The following is a 2,867-nucleotide window of genomic DNA, read 5'->3' as shown; positions in this document are numbered from 1 at the left end:
TGACTACTCTTCTCGTTATTTATAACTATTCAACCGGACATAATATTATTTAGATGCCTAAATCATCTCTAGGCAGAAATCTTAACTTTCGTTTTTGAATATTATTTTAGTAAAGTGAATTTCTTACGAGTAGCAAATATACAAATAATTTTTGTCTACCTACTAGAAATCTCGAAAAACGGTTCTCAAGCCCTGACGTCACCATTACAAAATTGGCAGATTTGGATATGTCTACTAATATAGTTAATTTTCTATTTTAATGACAATTTGACCAAAGCTTAATTGTTGATAATTTTACACTTTATCCAAAGCCCAAATAAATTGCAGGCGTTGCAGATTTGCGGGATGAATGATAGGTTGGGACAGAGCAAGTCAAAGGGAAAAAATGTGGAATGTCCAGAGTGCCAATCTAAACATATCCGTAAGAACGGTCGCAGACGCGGCCAGCAGAACCACATTTGTGTCAATTGCGGTCGCCAATTTGTATCGAATCCTCAAACTTAACTAGGATACAGTGACGATGCTCGTCTCATTTGTCTAAAAATGTATGTCAATGGTATGGGTTTTCGTGGGATAGAACGGGTAACAGGAATTCATCATACCACCGTCATCCGATGGTGACGACAGGTCGGAGAACAGTTACCAGATGCCTATGAACCCTCCGAAATTCCTGAAGTTGGGTTCCTTGACGAACTACAAACTTTTGTCGGCTCAAAAAAAAGAAAATCTGGCTCTGGACAGCAGTTGACCACTTCCAAGCTGGTATATTAGGTTGGGTGGTAGGAGACCATAGTGCTCTGACTTTTGAACCTCTATGGCAGATTGTTGGACTGTGGCAGTGCTTCTTCTACGTTACTGATGGGTTTAAGGTGTACCCCCAGTATATTCGTATCGGGCGACCAGATAGTGAGCAAGACCTACATGACCCGAGTAGAGGGAGAAAATACAGGTCTAAGACATTATTTGGCTCGCTTACATCGCAAGACCTTGTGTGATTCCAAGTCAATAGAGATGCTTAAACATTCCATCCGACTATTAATTCACTATCTTAAGTTTTGGGATTTGCCCGTTCCCTCTAGATTCATCCCGCCCCTCAGCAACGCCAAATTGCACGCTAACTATCGTCACCAATATATCCAATATATATTCTCTACAAAATAATTGGAAAGTACTAAAATATAACTAATTAATTTCTGTTAACTTAAATTAATGATTAAATAAAAATATGCCACCCAAAATAATTATAAAAAATCTCATTAAAATTTATGGCAAAAAACATCTTGCCGCTCTTAAGTTGTTTCGGGAAGGTAAAACAAGAGATTATATACTGCAATCCACAGGTAATGTATTAGGATTGGCCGATATATCTCTTGAGATTAATCAAGGGGAAATATTTGTATTAATGGGTTTATCCGGCTCAGGAAAATCTACCCTGGCTCGATGTATTAATCGTTTGATTCATCCCACTAGCGGACATATTTATATTGATGATGAAGATGTTGCTCACGTTGGTGAGACACGAATGCGAGAAATACGACTTAATAAAGTCTCAATGGTTTTTCAACGTTTTGGGTTGTTTCCTCACAAAACAGTCGCTGAAAATGTAGAGTATGGACTAAAGGTGCGGGGAGTTGAACGAATTAATCGTCGCCAGAAAGCACTAGAAACATTAGAAGTTGTGGGTTTAGCTAAATGGGCAGATTATAAACCGACCTCTTTGAGTGGGGGAATGCAGCAACGAGTGGGTTTGGCCCGTGCTTTGGCTACTGATGCAGAAATTTTATTAATGGACGAAGCTTTTAGTGCCCTTGACCCATTGACTAGGGGAGAGATGCAAGATGAATTGTTGCGACTCCAGAAAGAATTACACAAAACTATTGTGTTTATTAGTCATGATATTCAAGAGGCTTTGAAACTAGGCGATCGTATTGCTGTAATGAAAGCAGGGGCAATTGTTCAATTGGGGACACCAGAAGAATTACTCACTCAACCAAAAAATGATTATATCACTGCTTTCATCCAAGAGGTAAATCCTGCACAATTTATTACAGTAGGTTCTATTATTAATCAAACAGCTTCTCTGAGGATTGGCCAAGATTCTGTTGGCTCTGGGCTGAAAAAAATGTTAGACCATAATCTCCAAGTTATGTATGTGCTCGATCAACAGAATAAACCTGTTGGTTTGGTAAAAAAAGAACATCTAGAAACCAGTCTCAAACAGGAAAAAGAAGATATTATGGGGGTGATAGAAACTGATTTTCCTATAATTGATGTTTCTGCTCATCTAGGAAATATTTTTCACCTTTATAAACAAGGATTTCCTCTAGCGGTAGTTGATGAAGAAAAAGAATTTAAAGGTATGGTAGAAGCTTCTGATGTACTTACCAGTTTGGGGCGACAAACTACTCAAGAAAAATTACCTACTCCTTAACAAATTTCTTGAAAGCTTTTCAAGAAAAAAGAAAGGGTAGTCCTGCATAGTAATGTTTAAGGACAAAATTTGATATTTACCGAAATATTTATTCTCCCAGATATTCAACAGTATTTTGAGAGTAAGTCGTGAAAAATTATCGCTCCCTCTAACTTTTACCATTACTATGCACTACTACCAAAGAAAGCATTTGAACTATTTTGTGTAGCAATAAAAGTCTCTGTAGTTTAACTTTTTTTTCCAGTAATAATAAATTTAGGGTTTACACAAAAACACCACCCAAAGTAAATCGAGAAATTAGGTAAAACCACTATATATAGTAAAGAAAAACTATAACGTCTTAGATATGTAGTGTTGAGAACTGAAAAAACCATCTATATCTTAAAATCTCAAACAAATACCAAAACACCACCCAAAGTAAATCGAGAAATTAGGT

General features: G+C 37.0%; 1 protein-coding gene and 1 pseudogene. Both read left to right on the top strand.

The window, feature by feature from the left end; all coding sequences use genetic code 11:
* Window positions 1–387 precede the first annotated feature (387 nt).
* Window positions 388–1,161: pseudogene (locus F6K13_RS26610) on the top strand (IS1 family transposase).
* Window positions 1,162–1,225: 64 nt separating this feature from the next.
* Window positions 1,226–2,431 carry a glycine betaine/L-proline ABC transporter ATP-binding protein gene (locus F6K13_RS26605; RefSeq protein ID WP_124144599.1) on the top strand — a complete coding sequence of 402 codons (1,206 nt, stop codon included), beginning with the start codon at window positions 1,226–1,228 and terminating at the stop codon, window positions 2,429–2,431.
* The last annotated feature ends 436 nt before the right edge of the window (window positions 2,432–2,867 follow it).

It is taken from the genome of Okeania sp. SIO2B9 (assembly GCF_010672505.1).
Classification (GTDB): domain Bacteria; phylum Cyanobacteriota; class Cyanobacteriia; order Cyanobacteriales; family Microcoleaceae; genus Okeania; species Okeania hirsuta.
Note: the sequence above shows the minus strand (reverse complement) of the source record. Positions and strands in the feature narration are given on the sequence as shown.

Bases quoted from the DNA above. Each gene is read 5' to 3' on its own strand.
- F6K13_RS26605 (WP_124144599.1), top strand. From the start codon at position 1,226: ATGCCACCCAAAATAATTATAAAAAATCTCATTAAAATTTATGGCAAA.